Below are 19,564 nucleotides of genomic sequence, written 5' to 3' on the forward strand. Positions count from 1 at the left end.
GGGGATCCGCATGATCGCTCTGCGCGCGGCCGCGGCCGCCTTTCTCCTGGTCCCGCCGGCGATCGCGCCGGCCCAGTCCGCAGCCTCCGCCCAGGGCCGGCCGCATTGCGTGGCGCCCGCCAGCGCCGCCCGCGATGCCTGGCGCCGCGACCACCTCTGGCGCTACGCCAGCGCGGAGGATGCCGATTGCGCCTATGTCCTCCTCTACCGCAGCCAGACGCCGTGGCCGAGCTGGCACAGCCCGAGCTACCGCTATCTCCCCGCGGGCACGCGCTTCCAGATGGCGTTCAGCCCGGGCCAGCCGCCCGAGCGGCCCGGCGCGTTCGGCACATTCGATCCGATCCCCGACGTCCGCTACGTCCGACAGGCGCTGGCAGTGAAGGAGGCGTGGAAGCCCAAGATAGACCGGGTCGTGACGTTCGAGGTGCTGGAGCCGCTGCCGGTCGACGCCGGCACCGTCGGCCCGCAGATCGACGGCGTCCGCTATCTGCCCGGCGGCGGCTCGCAGTTCCAGATCCTCGTCCCCGGCGCGGTCCGCATCGCCTATTTGAAGGTGGTGGACGTCCGCCCGATCCGGTGAGGGCGCCTCAGCTCGGCTTGCGGAAGCGGTAGACGACGCGGTCGGTCTTGCCGCGCACCGCCGGGTCGAACACGTTCTTCTGATGGTCGTCGGCCGGGTTGCGCAGCAGCGCGCTTTCGCCGTCGAGGACGAAGCCGGCGCGCTCGAAATCGGCCTTGATCACCGCCGGATCGATCCGGTGCAATGTCTCCACCACTTCGCGCGTGTCGCCGCCCGGCGTCGCGACATGGTCGATCACCCCGACCACGCCGCCCGCCTTGGTCGCCGCGAACAATTTGCCCAGGAATTCCCCCGGCTCCATCCGCGGGAATTTGTACTTTTCGCTTTCCCAATATGTGTCGTGGTAATTGAGGTGCAGCATCGTGAAATCGAAGCTGTCCGGCGCCAGCACCAGGCCCTTGGCGTCGCTGACCAGCAGCCGCACGTTGGGCGTCCGCGCCGTCAGCTCGGCCAGCGCCTTCTTGCCCGCTTCGTCGTAGAAATTGGCCGGCTCCCAGGCGACGACCGAGCCGTCGCGGCCGACGGCTTTGCCGATCAGCTCGGCATAATACCCACTGCCGGTGAACAGATCGAGTGCGCGATCGCCCTTCTCGAGCCCGAGAAACCGCAGCACCTCCGCCGGCCGCCGGCCCTCGTCCAGCTTCACCGCCTCGGCCGGCCGTCCCTTGCCCGCCACCGCCGCCGCAACGTTCGCCGGCGCCGCGAGCGCGGGCACGGCGCCCGCCAGCAGCATGGCCGCCACGGCCGTCATTCCAATCCCCTTCATGATGGTCCTCCCGTCTGGATCGCCCCGCCGAAACGGCCCGAAGCGCCCGGCGACAGCCGCTTTCGACGGAACGCCGCCAGGCTTCTGCGAACGGCCGCCGGCTTCGTCCGAAACGGTCCAAACAGATTCCATAGTCGACACGGTTCCAATGGCCGTCGGCGCGCCCGCGGCCGATGCTGCGGCGATGAGCAACCGGCTCTATTATGCGGACAATCTCGACGCGCTCCGCGATCACGTCGCGGACGCCAGCGTCGATCTCGTCTATCTCGACCCGCCCTTCAATTCGAACGCCAATTACAACATCCTCTTCCGCTCGCCCGCCGGCCGCGCCGCCGACAGCCAGATCGAGGCGTTCGAGGACACGTGGCACTGGAACGAGGCGGCCGAGGACGCCTTCGAGCAGGTGATGCACGCCGGTCGGCCCCGCGCCTTCGAGCTGCTGCGCGCGATGCGCAGCTTCCTCGGCCACAATGACATGATGGCCTATCTGTCGATGATGGCGATCCGCCTGATCGAGCTCCACCGCGTGCTGAAGCCCACCGGCAGCCTCTACCTCCACTGCGATCCGACCGCGTCGCATTACTTGAAGCTGCTGCTCGACGGCGTGTTCGGGCCGGACAATTATCTGAATGAGATCACTTGGAAACGCACGACTGCGCACAGCGATTCTGGCCGGTTCGGGCGCAACACCGACATCATCTTTTTCTACGCCAAGGGGCCAAAGCGGGTCTGGAATCCGGGGTACAGCGCCTACAGCAGCGACTATGTGAGCCGCTTCCGCAACCGCGATCCGGACGGCCGGCGCTGGATGGACGACAATCTCACCGCCAAGGGTTTGTCGGGCGGAGGCTACACCTACGATTATAAGGGCCGGACTTCACTGTGGCGGGTCCCTCCGGAAACGATGCGCCGGCTGGACGAGGAAGGCCGGCTCCACTTCACGCGTGCCGGCGGCATCCGTCTCAAGCGCTATCTCGACGAAGCTAAGGGCATCCCCGCACAGGCTCTGTGGGACGACATACCGGCCATCAATTCCCAAGCGCAGGAACGGCTCGGCTACCCCACCCAGAAGCCGCTGGCTTTGCTCGAGCGGATCATCTCGGCCTCGTCCAACCCCGGCGATGTCGTGCTCGATCCGTTCTGCGGCTGCGGCACCGCAATCCATGCGGCCGAGAAGCTCGGTCGGCAGTGGATCGGCATCGACATCACCCATCTCGCCATCTCGCTGATCGAACGGCGCATGAAGGAGGCGTTTCCGGACGCCCGCTTCACGGTGGAAGGCACGCCCAAGGACCTTGCCTCGGCGCTCGATCTCGCCCGCCGCGACAAATATCAGTTCCAATGGTGGGCGGTGGCGATGGTCGAGGGCGTGCCCCTGGACGGCAAGAAGAAGGGCGCCGACGGCGGCATAGACGGCCTCATCTATTTCAAGCCCGACGGCAAGCGCACCGAGAAGGCTCTGGTCTCGGTGAAGGGCGGCCAGCATGTCGGCGTCCAGGCGGTGCGCGACCTGCACAGCGCGATGGAACGCGAGAAGGCGCCGATCGGAATCATCGTCACCGCGGCGCTTCCGACCGGCCCGATGCTGCGCGAGGCCGCCGCCGTCGGCCGCTTCACCGACGAATGGGGCCGCGGCTGGCCGCGTCTCCAGATCCTGACCCTGGCGGAACTGTTCCGCGGCAAGCGGCCGGCCATTCCCTTTGCCGACCCGCTCGCCGCATTGCGCCGCACGCGCCGCGAACCGGCGGAGAAGCAGGACAGCTTCCTCTGATCCCCGCTCCGCGCTTCAGGCGAAGGCGCCGCTGCCCCAGCGCTCGCCGGCGAGCTTGGCCTTCACCTTGCCGATCTCGGTCGCGACCGTCTTCACCCGGTCCTTCCAGCGCACGTCGCTGCCGCCGATCTTGGCGAGGGCGGCGTCGGGGTCGCTCGACTGGATCGCGTCGCGGATCGTCGCGTAGCGGCCGCGGCCGTGGTGCAGGATGTCGGCGACCCAGATCAGCCGGTGCACGGGCTGCGTGGCGAGGTTCACACCGTAGCCGCTGCCGAGCCGGTTGACGCGCTGGGCGAAGCGCTTGATCCCCAGCGCGACCTGCGCCTCCTTGACGTCGTCGGACTCGATCGACCAGCCCATCAGCCGCGCCGCGCTCTCGACCTCGGTCGGCGAAACCGAGGTCGCGTCGGGATTGAGATAGGCCATGAAGTCGGTCAGCCGGCCGTTGGCGCCGACCTTCTCGAGCGAGGCCGTGCCGCTCGCCGTCCGCCGGTGGATCTGCCCGTTGACCAGGCGAAGGTCGGGGAACCAGCGCTCCGCATCCGGCAGCGCCATCAGCCGGCGGAAGAGCAGGATCAGGTTGTCGTCCGGCGTGTGCGAGGCGAACTGCAGCGCGCCAAAGGTGAGGCCGGCGCCGTCATAGGTATTGACGCGGCCGAACAGCCCGCCGCTCTCGGCGATGATGGTCGGCGCCAGGAACCAGGCCCACGGCCCCTGCGCGCCCAGCGCCGTTTCCCAGTCGCTCGGGTCGTAATGGCCGCCGGGCAGGTTGGGCAGCTTCGCGGACGGCTGGTAGATGCCCTGGAAGCTCGCCCATTTGACGCTGGTGCCGACATAGAAGCCCTGGCCGCCGTCGATCTTGGCCGTCCAGTCCTTGGCCTTCTGCTCGACGGCGATATCGTGCGGCGGCGCCGGCAGCGGCGGCGGCGTCTCGATGATCGCGATCGACGGCCGCGGGTCCTCCGACGGCAGCGTGTCCACCACCGCGTCGGCCAGCGTCGGCAGCGTCACGCCGAGCGCGGCGGCCGTATTGGGCCCGACGATCCCGTCCGCCTTGCCCGTGCCGAACTCGCGCGTCTGGAAGGCCATCAAGGCTTCGATCGTGTCGCGCCCGAAATCGCCGTCCACCGCGCCGAGCTCGTAGCCCTTGGCGATCAACGCCGTCTGCACCGCCTCGACCAAGGCGCCGGACGATCCGAAACGGACCGATTGCCGGACCTCGCTGGCCGGCTTGCCCGCCACCATCGCCGCCTCGGCCCCGCCGAACAGCATATAGGTGAAGCGATTCTGGTTGCCGCCATAAGCGGTGTCGATGAAGCGCTTCCACGGCCCGGTCTCGGGCCTGTTCTGCCGCGCCGGCGATTTGGGATGGCCGCACACGACCTGGCAGCCCGCGCTGCTGAAGCCCGGCGTGTCGAGATTGTCGTGATAGGCGCAGTGGAGATTGTCCCACACCAGGTCGCCGTCGAGATCGGGCGCGTCGCTGAGGTCGTAATCGAGATCGTCGCTCGTCCGCCACACCGGGAAGAACACTGCCTGGCGGAAGGCGCGATGCCCGCCCGGCCGGCCGATCTTGTGGACGCCGCGGACAAAGGAATAGCGGCCGAGCATCAGCATGTTGGCGCCCACGCCCCGCCGTGCCCGCGCGGCGATGATGTTGGCCATCGACGGCACGGTCGAGCCCGGAAACACCGCCAGCCCGCTTTCGTCGCCGCGCATCTGCCCGAGCGTGCAGCGCATCCGGACATGGTCGATGTCGGTCAGCCGCATCACGTGGCCGGCCGCGAACGGCGTGCCCGATATGTCGAGCGGCAGCGCCCCGCGTATGCCGAAGAAGACGAGTGCGTCGTCGGGCATGAGGAAATTGTTGCGCGCCGCCAGCCGGCCGAGCAGCGCCTGCGTGATCGTGAAGTCGGCCATGGGAAGTCCTCCCGCCCCGCTCGCGCATCGACTCGCGACGCGCGCTCCGATCTTCCGCCCGGGCCTTCGCCCCGCAAAGCGTTATTGGAACCGGAACGGCGCGATCATGGCCGATCTTGCGCATCCGCCCGCGCGCACCCATCTCCGTTGAGCCGCGTTGACGACGTCATGCTGCCCCCTTGCACCTCAAGAACAAATATGGAACAGCCTCCCTTATGCTGACCCACCTAAGCGTCCGCGGCGCGCGCGAGCACAACCTCAAGGGCGTGGACATCGACATTCCGCGCGAGACGCTGACGGTGATCACCGGGCTGTCCGGATCGGGCAAGTCCTCGCTCGCCTTCGACACCATCTATGCCGAGGGGCAGCGTCGCTACGTCGAGTCTTTGAGCGCCTATGCGCGCCAGTTCCTCGAGATGATGCAGAAGCCCGACGTCGACCATATCGAGGGCCTCTCCCCGGCCATCTCGATCGAGCAGAAGACGACCTCGCGCAATCCGCGCTCGACGGTCGCCACCGTCACCGAGATCTACGATTATATGCGCCTGCTCTGGGCGCGCGTCGGCGTGCCCTATTCGCCCGCCACCGGCCTCCCCATCGCCGCCCAGACCGTCAGCCAGATGGTCGACCGCGTCATGGCCCTGCCCGAAGGCACCCGCCTCTATCTGCTCGCTCCCGTCGTGCGCGGCCGCAAGGGCGAGTATCGGAAAGAGCTGGCCGAGTGGCAGAAGGCCGGCTTCAGCCGCGTCCGCATCGACGGCATTTTCTACGACATCGAGGACGCGCCCGCGCTCGACAAGAAGTACAAGCACGACATCGAGGTCGTGGTCGACCGCCTGGTCGTCCGCGAAGGCATCGAGACCCGCCTGGCCGACTCCCTCGAGACCGCGCTCAAGCTCGCCGAAGGCCTCGTCTACATGGACCCGGCGGATCCCCCGAAGGACCAGGCGGACGCTGGAAACTCCGTTCGCCCTGAGCCTGTCGAAGGGCTTCCTTCTTCGGAAGAGGGGAAGGCTTCGACAAGCTCAGCCCGAACGGTTCTGGGCGACAACGCCCCCCCGGGCCGCATCACATTCTCCGAGAAATTCGCCTGCCCGGTCTCCGGCTTCACCATCGCCGAGATCGAGCCGCGCCTGTTCTCGTTCAACGCTCCCCAGGGCGCGTGCCCGGCCTGCGACGGCCTCGGCGAGAAGCTCTATTTCGACCCCGACCTGGTCGTCCCCAACCAGAATCTCTCGATCAAGAAGGGCGCGGTCGTGCCCTGGGCCAAGTCGAACCCGCCCAGCCCTTATTACATGCAGGTGCTCGGCTCGCTCGCCCGCCATTTCGATTTCAGCCTCGACACCCCGTGGAACCAGCTGCCCGAGGAGGCGACCGACGCCATCCTCCACGGCACCAAGGGTAAGCCGGTCACCCTGCGCTTCATCGACGGCCGCAAGTCCTACGAGGTCAAGAAGCCGTTCGAGGGCGTGATCGGCAATCTCAACCGCCGCATGCTCCAGACCGAATCCGCCTGGATGCGCGAGGAGCTCGCCCGCTACCAGTCGGCCGCGCCGTGCGAGACCTGCGGCGGCGCCCGCCTCCGCCCCGAGCCGCTCGCGGTCAAGATCGCCGGCGAGGACATTTCGATGTCGACCCGCCGCTCGGTCGTCCAGGCGCTCGCCTTCTTCTCGACGCTCGAGGAGAAATTGAACCCGCAGCAGCGCGAGATCGCCCGCGCGATCCTCAAGGAAATCAACGAGCGCCTCGGCTTCCTCAACAATGTCGGCCTCGATTATCTCAACCTCGATCGCACCTCGGGCACGCTCTCGGGCGGCGAGAGCCAGCGCATCCGCCTCGCCAGCCAGATCGGCTCGGGCCTGTCGGGCGTGCTCTACGTGCTCGACGAGCCCTCGATCGGCCTCCACCAGCGCGACAACGACCGCCTGCTTGTGACCCTCAAGCGCCTGCGCGATCTCGGCAACACCGTGCTCGTCGTCGAGCATGACGAGGACGCGATCCGCACCGCCGATTATGTGATCGACATGGGCCCGGGCGCCGGAGTCCATGGCGGCACGGTCGTCGCCGCCGGCACGCTCGACGAGGTGCTCGCCAACGAGAACAGCCTCACCGCCGATTACCTGACGGGCCGCAAGGCCGTCGCCGTCCCCGCCACCCGCCGCAAGGGCAACGGCCGCAAGCTGACCGTCCACGGCGCCACCGCCAACAATCTCAAGGACGTCACCGCCGCGATCCCGCTCGGCACCTTCTGTTGCATCACCGGCGTCTCGGGCTCGGGCAAGTCGAGCTTCACGATCGACACGCTCTACGCGTCGGCCGCGCGCCAGCTGAACGGCGCCCGCATGCTCGCCGGCAAGCACGAGAAGCTCGACGGCCTGCAATATCTCGACAAGGTGATCGACATCGACCAGTCGCCGATCGGCCGCACCCCGCGCTCGAACCCGGCCACCTACACCGGCGCCTTCACCCAGATCCGCGACTGGTTCGCCGGCCTGCCCGAGAGCCAGGCGCGCGGCTACAAGGCCGGCCGCTTCAGCTTCAACGTCAAGGGCGGCCGCTGCGAGGCGTGCAAGGGCGACGGCCTCCTCAAGATCGAGATGCACTTCCTGCCCGACGTCTACGTCACCTGCGACGTCTGCCACGGCCAGCGCTACAATCGCGAGACGCTCGAGGTGAAGTTCAAGGGCAAGAGCATCGCCGACGTGCTCGACATGACGGTCGAGGACGCGCACGCCTTCTTCAAGGCGGTGCCGCCGATCCGCGACAAGATGGCGATGCTGGAGGAAGTCGGCTTGGGCTACGTCAAGGTCGGCCAGCAGGCGACCACACTCAGCGGCGGCGAGGCCCAGCGCGTCAAGCTCGCCAAGGAGCTCTCCCGCCGCGCCACCGGCCAGACCCTCTACATCCTCGACGAGCCCACCACCGGCCTCCACTTCGAGGACGTGCGCAAGCTGCTCGAAGTCCTCCACGCCCTCGTCGACCAGGGCAACACCGTGGTCGTGATCGAGCATAACCTCGAAGTCATCAAGACCGCCGACTGGGTGATCGACCTGGGGCCGGAGGGCGGCGACAAAGGCGGCGAGATCGTCGCGACCGGCACGCCCGAGCAGGTCGCCGAGGAGCCGCGCTCCTACACCGGCCACTATCTCAAGCCGCTGCTCCAGGGTTCGAATGTCGAGGTGGTAGCCGCAAAGCCCAGGAAGAAACGGGGATCCTCCTCAATGCGCCAGCGAGAGGCGGCCGAATAGGCCGCTGTCGCGCCCGTAGGGCCGGCCGTCCGGGGGAATGAACGGGACCGGCATGCCCGGGGCATGCCGCAGGCCGTTCAACGGATCGAGCATACGCGTTAGCGAGCGGCCATCAAGCTGGAGGAAGAAGTTTCGGCCGTCGCGCCACGCTTGGATCGAAAGAAGCGGACATCCGCCTCGAGTCGCGGAATAGATGCGGTCAAATGGAGGCTGTAGGGCGAGCTAGGTTGTCGAGCTTTTGATCGTCGTAAACAGGCCCCTCTTGCCATTTCCGCCATGACATGATTCACACGGATCTAAGCAGCAGGAGCACTTGATTGATCACCATCGGTCTGAGAGCCGCACCGCGCTCAGTCACCTTTGCCGTCTATGATACGGATGTGAACTCAATATTGAATGTTGAGGAAATTAGAGCGCCCGCTGCATTTGCTACGCCAAACATACTGAAATTCCTGAGGATTAATCTCTTAGACGTTCTGCGCGAATACAAGGTGAAACGAGCGGGCATCCGACTAGCGGAGCCAATGGCGCAGTCCCCAAATCTGGAGCGCATTCAAATCGAGGCGGTGATGCAAGAAGCTTTCGCGAGCAGCACCCTCGACGGGTATTTTGCTGGTCCAATCGCAACGATAACTGCCCGTCTTGGGATGGAGCGTTCGGACTTCAAACCGCACGTCGAAGGTCAGCGTGAGTATCCCCTAGAAGGGTGGGCAAATATGTCGCCTGTTCAACGGGAAGCGGCTCTTTGTGCCGTGGCTGCGGCCGATGTTTAAGGCATACAACCGCGCCGAGCTGCAGTTTGATCTGGTTCATGAGATCGGTCATGCCGGAAAGAACTCTCGCACCTTCACGGCACGTGATCATCAACTGAATGCGGACATCGTTATGAAGCGCCTCGAGAAGGCGCGCATGAACGACCCTGCAGAATTTTTTGCAGAATCAGCCGCTCTCTATGCCAGTTCTCATCCGCATGTCGTGCAAGTTCACTACGCCTGCGAAGACGCCGATTTTGTCTACTTGGCTATGCCATATTATCGCCAAGGCTCCGTGAAAGGCCTCATGGCCGCCGGATTTCTCACCGTTCGAGAGGTGATTACGCTCGGCGCGCAGACGCTTAGCGCGCTGCACAACATCCATTCCAAAGGCCTTATCCACTTCGATGTGAAACCTGACAACATACTTTTGTCAGATCGGCGAGAGGCCCTGCTTTCTGATTTCGGGTTGGCGCGGCAAGTCCGTGGAGGTCTAGCTGGTCAAGACAGACTGTACCTCAAAATGGTACCGCCTGAGGCTTTCGCTCGTGATCACTTCGATAGGACTTTCGATATCTTTCAGCTCGGGTTGACGCTGTACCGCATGTGCAACGGAGACGAAGTATTTTACCAACAGTTTGATCGGTTTGGGGCAGGTGCCGCTTTCGATCGACATACCTTCCGACACGCGGTGGCAAACGGGCATTTCCCCGATCGGTCTCGGTACCCTGCCCATGTGCCGCTGAAGCTTCGCAACGTGATCCGCCAATGCTTGGCGACCGACCCGAATGATCGATATCAGTCTGCTCTAGAGGTATCCAACGAACTGGCTGATATCAGCGGCCGCCATTTGGACTGGCGGCTTGCACCTCACCCTGATCGTAGGGTATGGACCAAGAACATTGAGGGAACAGAATTTGAATTCGAGGTCACCTGCGCTGGGGTTTCCACACTTCGGCGCCGTTCGCCTGGCGGTGCCTTCAGGCGCATTGGAGATGGTTGTCGAGCAGGAGTGTCAGAGACGGACGTAAAGCGGATTTTGGGAGCGTACTAATGGGTAAGATTAAGCACGACCCGAAGCGATACCTTCGCCGTTCCGACATAGGCTTTGATGCGCTCGCCGTCTCACAGAACCGAAAGACCAAGACCAAGACGGCCAAGTCTTTGCTCAATGCTGTGGTAGACTCAGGGTTTTACATCGATTTTAAGCCTGGCAAAACCACCTAGCGACGGCCACCTGCAGCGCTTACGCATCTTCCGGACTCCGACGCCACAGTTTTTCTTTACCGATCAGTTGGTGCTGAAGCAGGTCACTTGAGATCGTATTCCGGCCTCAACTCCTCCCAAAGTGCGAGAATGCGCTCGTAACGGGCTGCAAATAGCGCCTCCTCGTCACCTCTCAGGAACGTCGACGCGCCAGAGAACGAACGCCCACGGAGGACGTCTAGGATTTCCATACCCGACAGCTCGAACTCCGATAGCGCATCGCCCATCAACCAAAGCCCTACGCGCGCCCATTTTTCCTCCAGAGCAGGTTCCTCCGAGAAGTACGGGTAAACGAGTCGATGTTGGTCTTCGCCCAGCTTGAGGGCCAAGATGTTATCTACCTTTACTGTAAGCTCCATGCCGGGCACGACATAATGGGTGTGCACCTGCTCTTCGCTCCAACCTATTGTCAGGTTCGTGTTACGGCGAAACAGCTCGAACCAGCGAAGGAAACCTTGGGTTAGGAGTGGATAGAGACGCTTTCGCCCCGAAACTTCGCTCAAACGATCAGTGGCCTCGCGAAGATCTTCGAGACCGACCGCGTGATCCTTGGCTGCGTCCCACCAGGGATAATGAAAATGACCACCGCCGACCTTACGGCCGATCATCTTGTTCCGCTCTGTTCGGAGGTCATTCCTCAGTGCTGAGATCAGTTTATTTTCTGACAGTTCGCAGAGACATAGGAGTTTGTTGAGGTTGATGACCTTAATCGACATCAGACAACACCTTTCGTAGCTCGACCCACTATCTGGGCGACACCTGCTCCCCTTCCCCGTTAATTATGTTGTGTTATGAATGATCTTTAGCACTCGCCGCCGTTGACTGCCATACGTTTCTGATGCGTTCCGATTAAGAAGAGCTCGTTTTTTTGGGCTCGCCTCTAACGCTCGCCCCCTCGTTCCACTACCGCTGGCTCGGCAGCGGCAGCGCCTCTCCGTCGGGCGGGTCGCGGGTGAGGTCGAGCCTGGGGCCGCCGATCTTCATGTTGCGCTCGGCGAGGCACGGCATGCAGCGGGCGTAGCGCTTTACCTCGATCAGATGGTCCGGCTTGCCGCGCAGCGACAGGCGTAGCCACAGCGCCGCCGCGTGCAGCACGCGGGCGTGGCCGCACTTCCAGCAGGTGAGCCGCACGTTCCAGCCAAGACGCGCCGCCTCGAAGATGCTCTCGATCTGGGGCGGCCTCTCCGGCCCGGGCGACTCGCTCATCGCGAACATATAGCGAACGCGGATCGTCCCGGCACCCGCTTGCGCCTCTTCATTCGCGCCGCCGCAGCCGCTACACCGCATGCATGTGCAACGAACAGCGCCGCCGCATCGCGCTCGACCAGATCCGCAACGACTGGAGCCAGACGCGCATCCCGCTGCGCTTCCCCGAAGGCCTCCCCAACCTCGCCCCGCTCGACTCGATCCGCATCACGGACCCCAATGCGATCATCCGCGCAGCAGCGCCCGCGAGCAGCGAGGCCGGCGCCGATGCGCCGCCCGAGCAGCAACCGGAGTCGCTGCAAGCCGGCCGACCGGCAGCGGAGCTGACCGAATCGACGGGGTCAGGCCGCCCTGACCCCGCAGCAGCGCCCCCCGCAGCAGGCAGCAAAGAGGGTCCCCATGAAAGTACCACTTTCATGGGAGAAGCCGAACTGATCATCCGCCGCTGGTCCTGGCCCGGCCCGGGCGGCAAGCCGGTCTACAATTTCCGCTCGGACGGGCGCGAGTTCGGCAACAGCGCGCGCGGCGGCCGCTGCCTGATCGTCGCCGACGGCTTCTACGAATTCACCACGCCCGAGGTCGCGCCCGGCCAGCCGAAGCCGAAGCGCAAGCACAAATGGCTGTTCACCAAGCCCGGCGAGGAGTGGTTCTGCATCGCCGGCCTGTGGCGCGCCACAGCCGAGGTCGGCGAGGCCTATACGATGCTGACCTGCCCGCCCGGCCCGGACGTCGCCCCCTATCACGGCCGCCAGGTGGTGGTGCTCGACCGCGCCGACTGGGCCGCCTGGCTCGACGATTCCAACCCCGCCGCCCGCTTCTGCCGCCCCCTCCCCGCCGGCACCCTGGCCGTCGAGCAAGTCCAGTAAAGGGCCGCTTCCTTTGCGCCTTGGCGCCTTCGCGTGAACCCTTACCTTCTCCTCAGAACAAACAAAGAACTTGCAAAATAGGATTTCGTCTGTTGGGATGGAACCGCCTCGGTTTTTCCGGTTGCCGTCGGCGGCAGTCGGGGCCCGTCGCCGCTTGCTCTTTCTCAGCCCGCAACCCGCATTCAGCCCGCCTGGAAGGACGGCCTGCCCGATCAAGCGTTTTGGTGTGACCCAAGTGTGACCTTCCGCGCCAAGCCGCCCGGCCGCAGCGAAGCCGGCGCACGCGCCGCCTGAGCAGCGCGCGGAGTCGGCGCAGGCCGGCCGGCGGGGCGCTCGGCTCACCCGAGCGAACCCGTCCGACGCGGTCAGGCCGCCCTGACCGCGAGCCGCCCGCAACGACCCACCCGCGTTCCCCGGCGAAAGCCGGGGCCCAGACTCCACCGCACTGGACCCCGGCTTCCGCGGTCCCCGCAAAGTACTACTTTGCGGGGTGCCCTTCCGCCGGGGAGCAGCTCTCCGTCCACGCCACCACCCCGTCATTGCGAGCGCAGCGAAGCAATCCAGCCCCTCGGGCCAAGCCGCCGCCCCCCGAAAAATGCTATGACCCTCCCGCCCCCACGGAAGGAAAACCCATGCTGAAGGACCATGACAGCTCCGCCATCCTCGCCGTCGCCGATCTCGCCCGCGCCCGCGCCTTCTACGGCGAGACCTTGGGCCTCGAACTCGACGAGGAGGGGACGGAGGAAGGCGTGCTCGTCTACCGCACCGGCGCCACCCGGCTCGTCGTCTACCGTTCGGACCATGCCGGCACCAACCGCGCCAACGCGGTCGTCTGGGGCGTCGGCGAAGAGCTCGACGAGATCGTCGCCGCGCTCGAGGCCAAAGGCGTGACGTTCGAGCACTATCCCGACATCGGCCGCCTCGAAGGCAATATCCACGCCGCCGGCGACGCCAGGCTCGCCTGGCTCAAGGACCCCGACGGCAACATCCTGCATCTCAATAGCTTGTAGCCAAGCCGCCCGGCCGCAACGAAGCCGGCGCGCACGCCGCCTGAGCAGCGTCCGGAGCCGGCACAGGCCGGCCGGCGGGGCGCTCGGCGACCCCGAGCGAGCCCGTCCGACGCGGTCAGGCCGCCCTGACCGCCTAGCCGCCCGGACGCAGCGAAGCCGGACCACGGCCGCGCGAGCAGCGCCCGGAGTCGGCGCAGGCCCGGCCGGCGGGGCGCTCGGCCCGTCCGAGCGAACCCGTCCGACGCGGTCAGGCCGCCCTGACCGCCACTCACCCCTCCCGCCAGCGCCGCATCGCCTCCCGATAGGCCGCCTCTTCCGTCTCCCGGAGCGCTGCGAGCCGGGCGCGCTCCTTGTCCTGGCGCGCCTCGAGCGCCTTGCGCTCCCGCGCCAGCGCCGCCTCGCGCTCGCCCAGGCCCTTCAGCTCCGCCGCATACCGGCCTTCCGCCGCGGCCAGCGCGGCGTCGGCATCGTCCAGCTTCGCCCGGGAAGGGCGCGGTTTCGGCTTGGGAGGCGGCTTCGGCTTCTCCTTGCTCCCCGGCGAAAGCCGGGGCCCAGACCTGGCGCCCGAACTGGACCCCGGCTTTCGTCGGGGAACATCCGCAGGCTCCCCCTCTCCCAGCGCCGCAATCTGCTCCGCCGCCGTGCCGCGCAGCCGCTTGATGACCTGGCCGGGGCTGGCGAGCGGCGCCTCCGTCAGCGCGGGATCGGTGACCAGCTCGGCCTCCTTGCGGGCGAACACGCCGCTGTCCGTCCCCCACGCCTCCGCCGCCGCCTTCTGGCTCGGCGCCGCGACATAGGCGTCGTGGAAACCGATCGGCAGCCGGAACACCTTGAGCTTGGCGGCCCGCGCCATCGCTCAGCCGCCCGCCATCTCGATCCCGGCATAAGGCCGCGCCTGCAGCAGGCCGGCGAGGTGGGCGGCATTGGCCGCGGCCATCGCCGCCGATTCCCGCACCTTGTCGGGGATCGCGTCCAGGTCGCGGAAGTCGATCTTGCCCATCGCCTCGCCGACCCAATAGGCCACGGCCGAGGCCGGGATCGTCCAGCCGGTGTCGGCCAGCGCCTGGTAGAGATGGGCGCTGACGCCGTGGGCGCCGTCCTCGTTGCCGACCACCGCCACCAGCGCGACCTTGCCGAAGCTTGGCATCCGCCCCCGATCGTCGGTCTCGCCGAGGAAGGCGTCCATCCGCTCGGTGACGCGCTTGGCGATGCTCGACATCTGGCCCATCCAGATCGGCGTGCCGAAGATCAGGATGTCGGCGGCAAGGATCTTGGCGCGGATCTCCGGCCATGCGTCGCCTTCGCCCTCGTCGGAGGTGACCCCGGGCTTCACGTCATGGTCGGCGATGCGGATCGTCTCGGCGAAGGCGACGCCCTGCTTCATCAGTTCGGAGACGACGAGCCCGATCATCTTGTCGGTCGACGAGACCTCGTCGCCGGCGCTCCCCTTCAGGGTGCAATTGATCGCGATCGCGGTGAGCGCCATGGCCGTCTCCTCCTCGGGAAGCCCCGTGTCTTCGGAGACGCGCCACGGCCGCGCCCGGTTCCCGCTCCGGCCTAGCCGCCGGCCAGCGCCCGGGCGAGCCAGTCGGGGAGGAATGCGTCGCCCAGATCCTCGACGCGGCGATGCTCCACCGCCAGGCCGAGCTCGGGATAATGGATCCGCGTGCGCGCGCCGGGGGCGTCGGCGGGCACGACGACGAGGCGGCGGTTGACCTTGGAGCGGTAGTTCATCCGCGCCGTATTCTCCTGGCCGACATAGCAGCCCTTGGCGAAGCTCACCCCATTGAGCTCGGCGGCGTTGCATTCGAGCCAGAGAATCTTGTCGGATCCGAGCTCGGCCACGCCCTCGGTCACGCCCAGGCCGAGGCGGTGGGCGAGCCAGCCCTCGGCCGGCTCCGAAGCCGGCGCCAGCCAGCGCCAGCCGAGTGCGGCCAGGCGCGGATCGGGCACGCCGGCCGCGCCGTCGGGAGCCCAGTGCACGGCCAGGCCTTCGTCGCGGGCGATCGTGATCGGGCGGCGCAGGCGGTAGAGCGAGAGCCGCCTGGCCAGAGCCTCGGCCTGGTCCGCCTCGCAGTCGACCAGCACGTCTTTGCCATCCGCCCACAGGATGAAGTCGAACAATGCCTTGCCCTGCGGCGTCAGCAGGCCCGCCCAGAGCGGGGTTTCGGGGGAGAGCAGGGCGACGTCGTTTGTGACGAGCCCCTGGAGGAAGCCGCGCACGTCCTCGCCGGAGAGGCGGAGCAATGCGCGATCGACAAGGGTGGTTGCAGCCATGGTCCTTTGATAGGGGGGCGGCATGAGCGAACCAAGCACTCTCGTCATCCGCCGGCCCGACGACTGGCACGTCCACCTGCGCGACGGCGACATGCTTCGCGCGGTCGCGCCCTACACCGCCCGCCAGTTCGGCCGCGCGATCGTCATGCCCAACCTCGTCCCGCCGGTGACCGACGTCGCCGCCGCCGCCGCCTATCGCGAGCGCATCCTCGCCGCCTTGCCGGAGGGGAGCGGCTTCACCCCGCTGATGACCTTGTACCTCACCGACCATGCCGATCCGGACGGGATTGCGCACGGCCATGGCGAAGGCGTGTTCACCGCCGCCAAGCTCTATCCGGCCAATGCCACCACCAACGCCGCCCACGGCGTCAGCGACGTCAAGACGCTCTATCCGGCGCTGGAGGCGATGCAGCGGATCGGCATGCCCCTGCTCGTCCATGGCGAGGTGACCGACCCCTCGGTCGACATCTTCGACCGCGAGGCGGTGTTCATCGAGCGCGTGCTGACGGGCGTCGTCCGCGACTTCCCGGGCCTCAAGATCGTGCTCGAGCATATCACGACCGCGGAAGGCGTGGCCTTCGTCGAAGGGTCGGGGCCCATTATCGCCGCGACGGTGACGCCGCAGCATTGCCTGATCAACCGCAACGCGATGTTCGAGGGCGGCATCCGCCCGCACGCTTACTGCCTGCCGGTGCCCAAGCGCGAGCTGCACCGCTCCGCGGTCGCCAGGGCCGCGACGTCGGGCTCGCCCAAATTCTTCCTCGGCACCGACAGCGCGCCGCATGCCGTCGAGCGCAAGGAGGCGGCCTGCGGCTGCGCCGGAATCTTCAACGCGCCTTATGCGCTGGAAACCTATGCGATGATCTTCGAGGCCGCGGGCGCGCTCGACCGGCTCGAGGCCTTCGCCTCGCTGAACGGCGCCAATTTCTACGGTCTGCCGGTCAACGGCGAGACGGTGACGCTGGAGCGGTCGCCGGTCGACGTGCCCGAGACCCTGCCCGGCGCCGGCAGCGCGATCGTTCCGTTCATGGCCGGTCGCACTTTGCCCTGGCGGCTTGCAAGCTGAGCGGCAGGCGGCTGGCCCCTCGGCGGGCCAAAAGCTCCGCTATGGACGTGATGCGGAGGGCCGCTCGCGCCGCCCGCCCTTTCTGCTATCCTGCTTCCGATCTGAGCAGGGGGGAGCGGTGGCAGTCGCGCGAAGGTTCGGCCGGCACATTTGGATCGCACTGCTGCTGCCGGCTTTGCTCGGCGCCTGCGCTCTGTTCGCACCCGCTTACGACGCCGAGATCGGCGCCCGCACCAACGAAGCCTATGCCGCGCTCGCGCAGCTGCTGTCCGAGGCCGAATATGGCAAGTTCCGGACACCGGCGACGTTCGAATCGGCGCTGGACCGCTATGCTGCGATCGATGCGCAGCTCCAGACCATAGCTTTGCGCGCCGGCGCCTTGCCGGTCTCGACCCGGCGCGCGGGCGCGGCCCGCGACCTTCTCGTCCGCCAGATCGAGGGCTGCCGCAGCCGGGTCCGCACGCTCGCCGGGATCCACCAGCGCGAAGGCATCGCCCCCGGGGCCGGCCTCACCGAGAATGCGCGCGTGTCATGCGACCTTGCGGCGCGCGCGGCCAACGCGATGCGATAGGAGCCGCCATGACGGATCTCAGCCAGTTCAACCCGACCAGTCTGGACGCGTTGCTGGACGCGATGCTGACAGAAGGGCGCAGCGCCGTTGAAGGGGTGCTCGACGACGCCATTACGGTCCGCGCACATCTCAAGACGCTCGCCGATGCCAGCCTGAAAACGATGAAGGCCTTGGGCGAAGGTACGATCAGCGCCGAGACAGCAGCCGAAATCATGGAAGAACGCAAGAAGGTGCTTGGTCAGATGCTCGAATTCGAGCTGTTCCTGGCCCATGTCGCCGCGCAGAAGCTGATCGACGCCATATTCCGCGTGATCGGCTGGGCGTTATTCAATCGCACCGGAATCAATCTAGTCCCCGGCCTCGTCCAGCCGGGCTAGGCGGATTAGAACGGCACCCAGCGGTTCTTTTCGGAGAAGCGCATGTAGCCGGCGTTGATGCCGAGCCGCAGGCCGACGCCGAGCCGGACCGGGATCAGGACGATGTCGCCCTGGCGGTGGTAGCTGGCAGTGAAGCCGCCGACGACATAGGCGTTGCCCTCCGCGCCCGGGAAGCGCTTGAACAGGTCCTGGCTGTCGTGGAGGTTGTAGACCAGTACGAAGACCTTGTTCGCATCGGCGCCGAAATCGAAGCCGACCGACGGCCCGGTCCAGTATACCGCGCGCTGACCCTCGACCTGGTGGTGCATCGTGCCCGAGCCGTAGCGGACGCCGACGACGAACGCGCCGCCCGCTTCCTGGCCGGCAATATAGGCCGAGGGCTGGCCCTGGTCCTTGAGGATCTTCTCGATCAAATTGGCGAGCCCTTCGGCGCCCTTGCCGAACACGCCCTCGGCGGCGCTGAACACGTCGTCGCGCGGCACGGTGTCGCCGCGGGTCGTGCCTGCAGGCGCACCCGGCGCCGGCGCCGTGGACGGCGTGCTGGCCGGCGGTGCCGAATCGAGCGGGACATAGTCGCTGGCGGGCGGGGCTTCGTACGGCGCATAAGGCGCGGGCTCGCTCGCCGGGACGCTGGCGGCCGGCTCATATTCCCCGGCATCGTTGGGATCGATCTGGGTGATCTGCGCGCTCGCGGGACCGGACAGGATCAGGCCCGCCGCGGCGAACAGCTTCAGAAACGCATCTTTGGACATCGTACAAACCCCCGGCACTCTCCACCGCTCATAGTGCCGGGGCGCCTTGCTCCACAATGAACGGGCGACGAGCCGAGTCCTTATCGCGACGCTTCGCCGCCGCGCTCGCGGCCGGATTCCACTTCCTCGGGGCCGAAACCGCCGGGTCGCGTCGGCGGACTTTGCCGGATCCAGCGGCTGGCGATCCATTTCTGCCCGTTGCCGACCGGGCAGCCGGCATGGCTCGAACGCGGATCGGGGCGGCCGTCGGGCAATGCGTTGCGGAACAGGAGGCCGTCGCCGCGCCGGCCCTTCACCGACAGGCCAAGCTCGGGAAAGGCCGTCTCGCCGCCCTCATAACCGTCGTTCAGATAGACGATCACTGTCAGGGCGCGCTGGTTCTCCAGTTCGGGCATCGCGTCGAGATGGAGCTTGTATTGCTGGCCGGGGCCGTAGCGCAGGATCTGGAGCGTCTCGCCCTGGGCCACATCGGTCGCGCTGGCCGCGGCGATGCGCCGGTTGAGCGCGTGCACCGCCGGCCATTCGAGCAGCAGCGGAAAGCCGGCCGCGTCCGAATCGCGGATCGGATGGCGGACGAAGCGCTGCATCTGCTCGTGGAAGATCTTGGCCGGCTGCAGCCGTGCCTGCACGATCTCCATCAGGAAGCGGCATTCGTCGTCCGAGAACAGGCCGGGCAGGCGGACAACGCGATCGCCCTGCGCGAGCGGCTCGCCCGCCGGCACCGCGCGCGGCGCTCCGTCCGCGTCGAGGTCCATCGCGGCGATCAGCGCGCGTTGCCGCTGCGCGACCGGATCGCGCTCGGCCCAGGCCTCGAGCACAGCGAGCGCCGCCGGCCAGTCGGGCGCGGCTCCGGCGCCATTGGCGAGCAGAGCGGCATGCGCCCGCGCTGCGTCGCGGCTCCCGGCGTCGGCGGCAGCGGCGATGTCGGCGCGCGCGCCCGGCAGATCGCGCGGCACCAGCCGACCCTCGAAGCGCCACAGGCCGCGCAGGAAGGCAGCGGTCGCGTCGCCGCCCGCTGCGGCCTTGCCGAGGAGGTCCGCAGCCTCGGCCACTTTGCCTTGGGCGGCGAGCGCCTGCGCCGTGCGCCAGGGAGGATCACTCTGCATCGCGCCTCTATGCCAGCCGCCTTGGGCGAG

19 protein-coding genes are annotated in these 19,564 nt (G+C 66.9%); 10 read left to right on the forward strand and 9 right to left on the reverse strand.

The window, feature by feature from the left end; all coding sequences use genetic code 11:
* Positions 1 to 10 precede the first annotated feature (10 nt).
* Positions 11 to 580, forward strand: a complete 570-nt coding sequence (locus tag SH591_RS08575) for a hypothetical protein (protein WP_324748763.1) — start codon at positions 11 to 13, stop codon at positions 578 to 580.
* Positions 581 to 587: 7 nt separating this feature from the next.
* On the opposite strand, the gene SH591_RS08580 is transcribed toward SH591_RS08575, so the two are convergent.
* Positions 588 to 1,346, reverse strand: coding sequence for a class I SAM-dependent methyltransferase (locus SH591_RS08580; protein ID WP_324748764.1), 759 nt, complete (start codon positions 1,344 to 1,346; stop codon positions 588 to 590).
* 148 nt (positions 1,347 to 1,494) lie between these two features.
* On the opposite strand from SH591_RS08580, the gene SH591_RS08585 reads away from it, so the two are divergent.
* Complete coding sequence (locus SH591_RS08585; protein WP_324748765.1) at positions 1,495 to 3,117, forward strand: DNA methyltransferase; 1,623 nt, start codon at positions 1,495 to 1,497, stop codon at positions 3,115 to 3,117.
* Positions 3,118 to 3,132: 15 nt separating this feature from the next.
* Here SH591_RS08585 and SH591_RS08590 read toward each other — a convergent pair whose 3' ends face one another.
* The gene (locus SH591_RS08590; RefSeq protein WP_324748766.1) at positions 3,133 to 5,037 is read right to left on the reverse strand and encodes a peptidoglycan-binding domain-containing protein; all 1,905 of its coding nucleotides are present in this window, start codon (positions 5,035 to 5,037) and stop codon (positions 3,133 to 3,135) included.
* Between the two features lie 215 nt (positions 5,038 to 5,252).
* Between SH591_RS08590 and uvrA the strand changes: the two genes are divergently transcribed.
* The 3 genes from uvrA to SH591_RS08605 all read left to right on the forward strand — a co-directional run bounded on the left by uvrA (position 5,253) and on the right by SH591_RS08605 (position 10,091).
* A complete protein-coding gene (uvrA, locus tag SH591_RS08595) occupies positions 5,253 to 8,285 on the forward strand; it encodes an excinuclease ABC subunit UvrA (protein ID WP_324748767.1) in 3,033 nt (1,010 codons plus the stop codon).
* A gap of 317 nt (positions 8,286 to 8,602) precedes the next feature.
* Complete coding sequence (locus tag SH591_RS08600) at positions 8,603 to 9,058, forward strand: hypothetical protein (protein WP_324748768.1); 456 nt, start codon at positions 8,603 to 8,605, stop codon at positions 9,056 to 9,058.
* Positions 9,051 to 10,091, forward strand: a complete 1,041-nt coding sequence (locus SH591_RS08605) for a serine/threonine-protein kinase (RefSeq protein ID WP_324748769.1) — start codon at positions 9,051 to 9,053, stop codon at positions 10,089 to 10,091. Before SH591_RS08600 ends, SH591_RS08605 begins: the two co-directional genes overlap by 8 nt.
* A 256-nt stretch (positions 10,092 to 10,347) precedes the next feature.
* Here SH591_RS08605 and SH591_RS08610 read toward each other — a convergent pair whose 3' ends face one another.
* Positions 10,348 to 11,019: a hypothetical protein gene (locus SH591_RS08610; RefSeq protein WP_324748770.1), complete on the reverse strand. Its 672-nt coding sequence runs from the start codon at positions 11,017 to 11,019 to the stop codon at positions 10,348 to 10,350.
* A gap of 187 nt (positions 11,020 to 11,206) precedes the next feature.
* Positions 11,207 to 11,509 (reverse strand): hypothetical protein, encoded by a 303-nt coding sequence (locus SH591_RS08615; protein ID WP_324748771.1) that lies wholly within the window; start codon positions 11,507 to 11,509, stop codon positions 11,207 to 11,209.
* A gap of 83 nt (positions 11,510 to 11,592) precedes the next feature.
* Here SH591_RS08615 and SH591_RS08620 point away from each other — a divergent pair, with 83 nt between their 5' ends.
* Together SH591_RS08620 and SH591_RS08625 are read left to right on the forward strand one after the other, a co-directional pair.
* Positions 11,593 to 12,375: an SOS response-associated peptidase family protein gene (locus SH591_RS08620; protein WP_324748772.1), complete on the forward strand. Its 783-nt coding sequence runs from the start codon at positions 11,593 to 11,595 to the stop codon at positions 12,373 to 12,375.
* Between the two features lie 632 nt (positions 12,376 to 13,007).
* Entirely contained in the window at positions 13,008 to 13,385 is a 378-nt protein-coding gene (locus SH591_RS08625; RefSeq protein ID WP_324748773.1) for a VOC family protein, read from the forward strand.
* A 268-nt stretch (positions 13,386 to 13,653) separates the two neighbouring features.
* Here the strand turns inward: SH591_RS08625 and SH591_RS08630 are convergent, their stop codons facing one another.
* From SH591_RS08630 to ygfZ, 3 genes are all read right to left on the reverse strand, one after another.
* A complete protein-coding gene (locus SH591_RS08630) occupies positions 13,654 to 14,238 on the reverse strand; it encodes a hypothetical protein (protein WP_324748774.1) in 585 nt (194 codons plus the stop codon).
* A 3-nt stretch (positions 14,239 to 14,241) separates the two neighbouring features.
* On the reverse strand, positions 14,242 to 14,871 hold the full coding sequence (locus SH591_RS08635) for a flavodoxin family protein (RefSeq protein WP_324748775.1): 630 nt from the start codon (positions 14,869 to 14,871) through the stop codon (positions 14,242 to 14,244).
* Between the two features lie 71 nt (positions 14,872 to 14,942).
* A complete protein-coding gene (ygfZ, locus tag SH591_RS08640; RefSeq protein ID WP_324748776.1) occupies positions 14,943 to 15,662 on the reverse strand; it encodes a CAF17-like 4Fe-4S cluster assembly/insertion protein YgfZ in 720 nt (239 codons plus the stop codon).
* A 22-nt stretch (positions 15,663 to 15,684) separates the two neighbouring features.
* On the opposite strand from ygfZ, the gene pyrC reads away from it, so the two are divergent.
* The 3 genes from pyrC (at position 15,685) to SH591_RS08655 (ending at position 17,676) form a co-directional block, all read left to right on the forward strand.
* Positions 15,685 to 16,728: a dihydroorotase gene (pyrC, locus tag SH591_RS08645; RefSeq protein WP_324748777.1), complete on the forward strand. Its 1,044-nt coding sequence runs from the start codon at positions 15,685 to 15,687 to the stop codon at positions 16,726 to 16,728.
* Positions 16,729 to 16,846: 118 nt separating this feature from the next.
* Positions 16,847 to 17,299, forward strand: a complete 453-nt coding sequence (locus tag SH591_RS08650; RefSeq protein WP_324748778.1) for a hypothetical protein — start codon at positions 16,847 to 16,849, stop codon at positions 17,297 to 17,299.
* Between the two features lie 8 nt (positions 17,300 to 17,307).
* Positions 17,308 to 17,676 (forward strand): hypothetical protein, encoded by a 369-nt coding sequence (locus SH591_RS08655; protein WP_324748779.1) that lies wholly within the window; start codon positions 17,308 to 17,310, stop codon positions 17,674 to 17,676.
* Positions 17,677 to 17,681: 5 nt separating this feature from the next.
* Here the strand turns inward: SH591_RS08655 and SH591_RS08660 are convergent, their stop codons facing one another.
* Both SH591_RS08660 and SH591_RS08665 read right to left on the reverse strand, forming a co-directional pair.
* Positions 17,682 to 18,428, reverse strand: a complete 747-nt coding sequence (locus SH591_RS08660) for a DUF1134 domain-containing protein (RefSeq protein WP_324748780.1) — start codon at positions 18,426 to 18,428, stop codon at positions 17,682 to 17,684.
* Between the two features lie 80 nt (positions 18,429 to 18,508).
* On the reverse strand, positions 18,509 to 19,534 hold the full coding sequence (locus tag SH591_RS08665) for a prolyl hydroxylase family protein (protein WP_324748781.1): 1,026 nt from the start codon (positions 19,532 to 19,534) through the stop codon (positions 18,509 to 18,511).
* Between the last annotated feature and the right edge of the window lie 30 nt (positions 19,535 to 19,564).

Origin of the sequence: Sphingomonas sp. LY54, assembly GCF_035594035.1 — a bacterium.
In the GTDB taxonomy this organism is placed as follows: Bacteria; Pseudomonadota; Alphaproteobacteria; order Sphingomonadales; family Sphingomonadaceae; genus Allosphingosinicella.